General features: G+C 42.0%; 3 protein-coding genes. 1 reads left to right on the top strand and 2 read right to left on the bottom strand.

Going from position 1 to position 8,851, the window contains the following annotated elements:
• Positions 1–434: 434 nt before the first annotated feature.
• Both GPDM_RS16015 and GPDM_RS16005 read right to left on the bottom strand, forming a co-directional pair.
• The gene (locus GPDM_RS16015; RefSeq protein ID WP_237704173.1) at positions 435–3,938 is read right to left on the bottom strand and encodes a DUF6359 domain-containing protein; all 3,504 of its coding nucleotides are present in this window, start codon (positions 3,936–3,938) and stop codon (positions 435–437) included.
• A 707-nt stretch (positions 3,939–4,645) separates the two neighbouring features.
• A complete protein-coding gene (locus GPDM_RS16005) occupies positions 4,646–6,466 on the bottom strand; it encodes an FAD-dependent oxidoreductase (RefSeq protein WP_008433077.1) in 1,821 nt (606 codons plus the stop codon).
• Between the two features lie 196 nt (positions 6,467–6,662).
• Here GPDM_RS16005 and GPDM_RS16000 point away from each other — a divergent pair, with 196 nt between their 5' ends.
• Positions 6,663–8,540, top strand: coding sequence for an LTA synthase family protein (locus GPDM_RS16000; protein WP_008433076.1), 1,878 nt, complete (start codon positions 6,663–6,665; stop codon positions 8,538–8,540).
• Positions 8,541–8,851 lie beyond the last annotated feature (311 nt).

Genomic DNA, 8,851 nt, shown 5'->3' with positions numbered 1-8,851 from the left:
AACTTTTTCACCTGTTACCTGAACTTTTGACGCCTTTACATGACTTTTTTGACTCTTTACATGAATGCGATTCTCTTACATGAACTTTTTCTCTCCTTACCTGAACTTTTGACGTCTTTATATGACTTTTTCAGCTCTTTATCTGAATTTCAAAATTCTCAACCTGCACACCACTTTTCTACATCTAAATTTGATTTATCACAAGTTCAAAAAATGGTTGGAAACTGTTCGCGTGGCGAACAGCTTCAGATAGAAAGAGTCACTTTCTATACTGGTCTCCCTCACAGCCAGCGAGTAAGATTTCGAGAAATTCGTGTGTAAAAGTGACACACTTTAGTAAAGATGAGAAAGGTTAAGGTATAGATGTCAAACACCCGGATGAAACAAAAAACAAGCCCCACTCGATTTTTCGAGTGGGGCTTGTTGCTTCATTATTATTTCTTCTTCATCTGGCCTTTATTGGTAACGACTGTGTAGTTGCCTAGCTCGTTGATGCTAAGTGTGAATACATTGCCGGCCAATTCGCCTTGGATGATTTTCCATTTGCCTTTGTCATCTTCACGGGCACCAAACTGGATTTTGATGTCACTTGTTGTGTCAAATACCAGTGTAACCGGTGAAGTGAATTTCAATGGAAGCTCGTTTCCTGCAGCATCTGTTAAGACCATGTTGATTTGATTTGTTAAAGTAGGGCGTTTGTCGACTTCGGTTGCGTCGTCCAAGGCTAGGTTTAAGACAAACCCTTCTCCAGCGGCGTTTGCGATTTGCTGTAGATTGCTCACTGATAAGGTTAAATCAGCTGTTGGCATATCGATCAGCAAGTCTTTTCCGCTTTCAAGCAATTTCGCAACGGTTCCTTCTGTGAACGTAATTGCAAGTTCACCGTTTTCATCTGGTTCGCCAGCAGTGACTACTGCTTGGTCTCCTGAAAGATCCGGTTTTGCTGTTTGTTCGCCTGGAACTGCTGGTTTTTCAAATGAAATTTGTGCCAGTAATGGATCGTGATCGGATGCGCGACCATGTTCTTCCATGAACATTGCGTTAATGTGCACCATATCTAGTTCCGTGCGTTGTGCCAAGTTGTTCGTTACAAGTAAGTGATCGAGTACTTGTGAATTTCCTTGGTAATAATACGAATAGCGATCTTCTAATGGTACGTCTTCGACTTTGTTTGTTAAAATATCGCCTTTTAATGCTTGTAATGCTGGTGTGAATTCGAAATCGTTCATGTCACCTGCAACAATTACATTAAGGTCCGGGTTTTGTTCAAGTCCTTCTGCGATAAAGCCATTAATCGCTGTTGCAAGTTCGATGCGTTCTTCAACAGAGCCAAAGAATGGAGGCTGGTTCTTGCCGAATAATGGCTGATCTCCACCTTTAGAGTTTAAGTGTGCACCAATCACTACCACTTGCTCGCCTTGGAAATCAAATTGTGCCGCGATTGGTTTACGTGTGTTTGGCATTGCGATTGGTTGAACGCGTCCTGGGTTTAATGCAAGTTCGCCGTCTACCCACGAGTTTGTTTCAGTTGCTGTGCCTTTTGTTCCTTCAGAAAGGATTACGCGTTCTGGGTTGTATAAGTAACCTACGCGAATATTCCCGCCTGGTTGTCCGCCGTCCTGATTGTATTCAGGTGCGATGTCAGTCCATTCGTATGTTGGACCGCCCGCCGCTTGAATGCCTGCAATTAAACGTTCATAACTTGCAGTCGCATCACTATTTCCTGACGTAATTGGACCGTCATTATCTTGTACTTCTACCATAACGATAATATCTGGTGAATTTAAGTCGTTTACAAATGATTCTGCAATGCGTTGAGCTTTTGCATCAGACGTATGATTTGGGTCTGCTGAAAAGTTTTCTACATTATATGCGGCTACTGTAAGCTTTTCTTCATCTTTTGAAATCCACGTTTGTTCTGGCTTTGTACCGCCGTCTACTAATTGTGGAAGGTCACTTTCTCTAGACCATAGTTTGTAATTCCCGAACCCAAAGCCTAGTACTCCGGTAATCGTGCCGTCGAACGAGTCGCCAGCTTTAGCTACAAAGCTTTCATTGTCAAAATCGACAATTACGCGTTCTGGGTTGTAATCATTTTCAGACAGCAAAATCCCGCCTTGTTTATGGAATTCTGTGTTCGGTGAGTTTTCGGCAATTACGATGACTTCTCCGTATTTTTGCGGCCCAACCACTTGTGCGTTTGGTACAGCTAAACGCATCAATTCTAGGGATTCCCAAAAATCAATGCCGTCTTCGTTTGGATCAAATGACGTTAAGCCATCGTTGTCGATCAGTTCAGATGGTGGTTGAACATCTTCTCCAATAACAATTGGTGCTGGTAGAGAAGCTGTTCCTGTTTTAGTTACGTTTGTTGCGCGAATGCGCGTAATTGGTAAATCAGTGTCTTTCATTTCTCGATAGCCTTCTTGGAAATGTTCTTCTACTGTTCCGTTAACTGTAACTAAATCTCCAACTTCGAGACCATGGGATCCTTTATTGACCATTAATGCTTCTGACGTTGTGATGTCGTCATCAGGATTCGTGTCTTGAATAACGAAGTTTGATCCATTATAAATATGTGTGACGACACCAACAATTTCATTGACGATTACGCCTTGATAATTTGAGTAATGATCCGTGCCTTGAATGTCACGGATTTTTAAGTCTCCTGTTTTCAACACCGTGTATTTGAATGTGAAGATTTCAGACGTTTCGTCAGCAATTGCAATTGCTTTAATCGTTACGTCTTTTTGCAAAACAATTGGTGCTGTGTATTTTGTGCTTGCCGCTGTTGGTGTTGATCCATCAAGTGTGTAATACACATCGGCGTTTTCCCAACCAGAAGCTAATGTGATTTCAGTGCCTTCAGAAACGACACCTGGAAAGACATTTACATAAACAGCTGGTTTGTTAACAAGGTCAAAGCTCTCTAAGCCAAGTGTTTTCACTTGGTACGAATCATAAAATTTTGAAGCGATTCCTGTTACATGAATTAGGTCGCCTTCTTTATACTGCTTTGTAAACTGCTCAAAGCTCAAGCCGTTCCGGTTATCGTTACGAATTGTTACCGCTTCGCCGTTTTCCGCTACTGCCGAAAACTCGAACGTGCCGTAAGAGTTTGTAGCTTGTAACCCAGTGATTGTCACTTTTTGCAATTCAATGCGTTCGCCTTGTGTGTCTTCATTGACACCTGTTGGCGCTACAGTTTGTAATGCTGGTAATGGATTTCCTGAAGAAAGAACTTCTATTGTATTCGGTTGAAGTTGCAACTCACCGCTATATTCAGAAACAACACCTACTAAACGAACAGTGTCTCCTGGTGCAACGGTTGCACTTGAAGTGTAAACATACATTCCGGCTGTGTCGTCTTGGATGTAAAATGCTTTGCCGCCCCAGAATCCAGTTCCAGTGGTAACGGTCGCATCAACTTGAATCAGTTCCCCATTCATCGTGCGTGCTTGTGCAAGTGAATCGACAACAGTCGCTTTTGGTGGTGTTTCACCAGGCGCAAGGATGGTGAAAGCTGTTGGAGATTTTAGACCTGCTGTTTGGAAATAAGTTTCTAGTGATCCTGTAATGGTGACTTGTGCTTTGAAGTTAGTAGGGTTATCCACTAAATTCAAACCTGCACGGATCGAACCAGAAGGCAATTGAACCGGCAATATTTTCGTTGGATCGGTTTCATCCGCCGAATCAGCAAGCCCTACATTTGAAGCAGATGTAAAAGGTGCTTCTTGATCGTAATTGGTTTTGCTACTTGCAGTACCAACTATATAGCCTTTCACCGTGGCGGTTCCTGAGTTATTGGCAATGGCTTCTGCTACCGTAATCGGTTCTGCTGCAGTTGCCGACGTTGCCAAATAAGGCAGTGCCGCCGATAAAACTAACACTAAGCTTAACAAAATCTTACCGAATGCATGTTTAGACAAGTTCTTCACTCCTGACTAATTTTTTTTGGTGCCTATCTATTATAACCGACTTGTGTAAGCGCTTTATATAGTTTTTGTAATTTTCTTGTTAATTCGCTATATTTCTGTGTAAATTCACATTTCTAGGGAAAGGAAAGAATACTTACTCATTTTTTGCATATAGGATTCTCCACACCAAGTGGACGCTTTCCGCGGACTCAGCGCTGAGCCTCCTCGTCGCAAGCTCCTGCGGGGTCTCATCACTTCGTTTTTCCGCTGGAAAGTCAGTGACCGAAGGGACTTCGGGCAGTGGCTTTGCGACGAAGCTAGCGCAGCGATGCAGGAGCATATCTTTGCCCTTCGCCACTTGGTGCTCCGAATCCTGGAGTGAGTAGAGAAAAACCTTTTCATAAGTTACTTTTAATATGAAGCGTACTAAAGAACCTCACTTTATTCGTAGCAAGAAGCCTTCAATTGGGTTGGCCACGAAGACTCCTGTGGGAGAGCGAAAGCTGAAGACCCCGCAGGAATAGCATTGGCCGAAGCCTGCGAGGACAAGCTTTTGCGACGAAGCTAGCGCAGCGATGCAGGAGCATGGGTTTTCAGTGACGAGGAGACTGAAGCTGAGCCCACGGAAAGCGAAGTGGCCAGCTCAATTGAAGACTAGCCATCACTATTCAGTTTAATAAGGCTTTGTCTCCAGTCTAAAACCCAGTTCTCAAGAACTGGGTTTTTGATTATTGAATATCTTCTAACACAATACCTGCTAAATAATACGCTTCTGCACCGGTTAAGCTTTTGTTTTCATCCAATTTTTCAGAGATTACATCATCTGTTAAATTGCGTTCTGCTAAAGCTTCCCACGCAGCTTGCTCTTCTACTTCTACGCCGTGCAGGGCAAGAACCATTTGTGCCGCTTTGTTTCTTGTCAATTCTTGTTCTTCTGTAATCGTTGAGCGGAACACATCAAGATTTTCTTGTAACGCTTCTGCCTCTGCATTGGTGATGCGCTGAACACCGTTGCTCAAAATATTGGCAAACGAAATTTCTTTCATCGTTTTTTCAACAGGCAACTGGTTTTCGTAGCCTCCAACAACTAAACCGTAATTTAGTAACGTACGAATGCCTGGGTAAAACCACTCGCCTTCATAAGGAAACGACTCTTCAAAGGCGTACAGGTTTGCTCCTTGAACTTTCAGCTTGGCTTGCAATTGTTCGATCAATTGTTGGTCAGCTGCCATGTCGCGGTAGCTCTTTTCTTCATTGATCGAAATGGCAGCGGCAGCTCCTGCTGCTTGGCCAGCTGTCATGCCGGCTGGTAAAACGCGCGCACTTGCAGCAGCTAACGAACTATAACCTGAAGCTTTGCTGGCCACGAGTAAGTTTTCAACTTCTAATGGTACGAGTGAACGAAATGGAATTGCGTATTGAACGGGTTTGCCGTACACATAACCATAGTCGTTCGTTGAAGTGGCTTGAACGTCTACTGGATATGCGCCAAAACCGATTCTGTCCCAATGGTCTTTGTTTTCCCACACATCGCTTAGTGGCAATTGGTACTCAGATTGAACGTGAACTGTTTCTCGAATATACAGTTGATCCGGGTAACTGGCTATTTCAGCGTTTTCAAATCCTGGGAAGTTTTCTTTTAAGTATGCAAGTATGTATTGGGTTTCTGTTTTCCCGATTTCAATGGCTTTTTGTTTTTCGTTTTCATCTAGACCATCAATACCGAAAATTTGGAGTGCGTTAATGATGACACTGCCATCGTTTTCTCGCACAATATTTAAGCCCCGCAAACGCGTTAGTTCTGGAAAATGAGGTGTATAAGCATCGTGTAGTTCACTAAAGCCCCATGCCACGTTGCCATTAATCCCGCCACCTCCGAAAACACCTTCGTCTGCAGCTTGGATTACTTGATCCCAATCGATATTGCTAAAATGGAACATTAACGTAACGGCCATCTTTTTATCTTCCATGCCGATATCACGTCCACCGATAAAATATGGAGCTCCAGCTGCAACGGCCAAATCGGCATCTTTTGAGCTATCGATAAATCGTTTGGCTTGAATGGTTTGTTTTTCACCTGAACGATTCGTAATTTCTAGTGCCGTTAATGCTTTTCCATCTTTAATGACGTCTGATAATTCGACCCCTTCAAGTAAAGTTAAATTCTTTTCTTTTTCCATCATTTCTAAAAAAGCAGCTCGAGCTTCACCAATATCAAAGCCAATTTTCCCGCCTACTTTTTTATGCCATTCTTGGAAAATTCCTGTATTCGCGGGGTTACCGTTTTGATCCGAGCTAACATCTAAAAAGTTCAACATGCCCGAAGTCATCAATCCGCCAATATCTTCTTCGCCAACGATCAACACCGTTCGCATGCCGTTGCGTGCAGAAGAAATGGCTGCAACAATACCTTCTGGTTCCCCGCTCAACACCACAACATCATAAGAGTTTGGTGATTCCGCTTCTTCCCCTGTAAAAGCGTTTACTACAAGAACCGCTCCTATACTGATAACTGCCAACATAGCAATTAACATTATCGCTTTTTTCATCTTTTTCACACTCACATTCTTTTTTTACATAGATTCCCATAACGTTACCAAATATCTTCCTTTGTTTCAATGTATTTCTTTGGAATTGTTGACTTCTTGTAAATTTTCCCTAGAATATACAATAGCTTTGTACTTTATAATTTCCTTGTTATGCCTAAGGAAATCACAGCAAATCCAAGTCATTAGGTGGTTCTTTATGAAAAATTCATTTTTATTAAATTTATCCAAAAGTCATTTTTTTATTTTTACCGGTATTATTTTTTTAAAAGCTTTATTTTTGCGTTATTTACTGTTCCAAGAAATAGAATTGACTCAAACAATCGTTTTGGAATTGAGCTATATTTTGATCTTCACTTCCTTGTTTGAGTTGGCAAAACCAAGTTGGAAACCGGTGCTTTACTTGATACTCAACACCCTCTTTTCTATTTTGTTTTTAGCCGTCATTCTTTATTATTCATTTTTCGGGAGAATCGTTACGTATTTTGCTCTTTTCCAGCTAGGTCAAGTGGGCACGATCAATGAAAGTGTATCGGCATTATTAGAACCCATTTACTTGTTATTTTTCTTAGACTTGGTGTTCTTACTTGTGTTACTAGTTTTCAAAAAATACCCTTTGCCGGCTTTACAACTCAACCGAAAAATCATTTTAGCGGTTTTGTTGGTTTTAGGCGTCGGTGTATCGGCAGTCAACTTTAACCTTCATAAAGATGAAGCAATTTCGAACAATGTCATTGCGGCACAAGAAAAAGGCATTTTAAACTACTCTGCTTTGGAGATTTATTATGGGCCTGAAAACTTAACCGCCATTGAAACCAATGTTTCTGTAGACAATTTAGCCGAGTTAAAAGAAGAGATTAACCGCATTAAAGAGTTGGAAATTGTCCCAGAAGAAGAGCGCAATTATTTTAACGCCGCAGAAGGGCGGAATTTAATCGTCATTCAAGTAGAGTCTATGCAAAACTTCCCAGTCGGTTTAGATGTTGATGGCACCGAAGTTACGCCGCATTTGAACAAACTGCTTGATGAAAGTTTTTATTTTCCTAATACGGCCCAACAAACAGGGCCTGGAAACACGTCAGATGCTGAATTTATATTGAACACATCGCTTTACCCAGTTGCGTTCAATCCAACGTCTCAAACCTTTGGCAATAAAAAATTTCCGAGTTTGCCACGTTTGTTGACTGCTGAAAATTATAAAACTTTGACGTTCCACGCAGACGATATTAGCTTTTGGAACCGTGATGAATTGTACCCGGCTCTTGGAATCGGCAATTATTACTACGGGGAATTTTTCGGAAAAGACGACGTCATTGGCATTGGGCCTTCTGACCGCGTGATGTTTGAAAAAGCGTTACCGATTTTACGTGGTCATCATGTCAACGATCAACCATTTTATGCACAGCTGATCGGCTTAACCAGTCACCACCCATTTACATTACCTGAAGCTGATCGGCAATTAGAGCTTCCTGAGCGTTTTAACAACTCGTTAACGGGCGATTATTTAGTGTCGATCAATTATATGGATACGGTCATTAATGACTTTATCGAAGAATTAAAACAGGAAGGCATTTATGAAAATTCCGTTATTGCAATATACGGGGATCATTTTGGTCTTCAACAAAGTGCTATTAGTGAAAACGATGTTGATTTAGTAAGCGAATTGCTTGGTCGTGAATACCGGACGATGGATCGGTTAAATGTACCGTTTATCATTCATGCACCAGGAATTACGGATGAAGGACAGACTTTCGAAAAAACGAGTGGGCAGCTTGATATGATGCCGACGCTTGCGAATTTGCTAGGGATTTCCTTGAATGAACAAATTGTATTCGGACAAGATTTGTTGAATCACGACAGCAACTTGCTTGGAGCGCGTTATTATTTGCCTATCGGGTCGTTTTGGAATGATGAGGTCTTGTTTATTCCTGAAAAAGACTTTGATGATGGCAACGCGTATGATTTAGAAACGGATAAAGCGGTTGAGGATTATGAGCAATACCGTGACGATTACGATCGCATTTTGCAGCTTGAAAAGCTGTCAGATGAGTATATGGAAAGCTTGCCTGAGCAGTAAGAAAGCGGAGCCTATGTGCTCCGCTCAGACTGTAGACAAACTCGATTTATTCGAGTGGTCTACAGTTTTTTTGTGGGAATCCATCGCTCCGGTCGCTTTGGGGATGGCTCTCGCGAGAAGCCAGGAAGACCACCTGTCTTCTCGCTTCGCCTACCCCGTGGACGCGCCTTCGCTAGTGTTTGGTTCTCTTTTGAAAGATTCACCAATAACCTCTTTTGGTTATGATTATCCTCTTACCTATTAATATAAGAAATTATGTGAGGATAGCAACGAATCACTCTGGTTGATCCAGTATCCGAATCACAAGGTGG

The sequence above is a fragment of the Planococcus donghaensis MPA1U2 genome (assembly GCF_000189395.1).
Taxonomy (GTDB): domain Bacteria; phylum Bacillota; class Bacilli; order Bacillales_A; family Planococcaceae; genus Planococcus; species Planococcus donghaensis_B.
The sequence above is the reverse complement of the archived record's forward strand: the minus strand, read 5'-3'. Positions and strand labels throughout refer to the sequence as shown.

Coding starts and splice junctions, on each gene's coding strand:
- GPDM_RS16005 (WP_008433077.1), bottom strand. CDS start 6,466: ATGAAAAAAGCGATAATGTTAATTGCTATGTTGGCAGTTATCAGTATA.
- GPDM_RS16000 (WP_008433076.1), top strand. CDS start 6,663: ATGAAAAATTCATTTTTATTAAATTTATCCAAAAGTCATTTTTTTATT.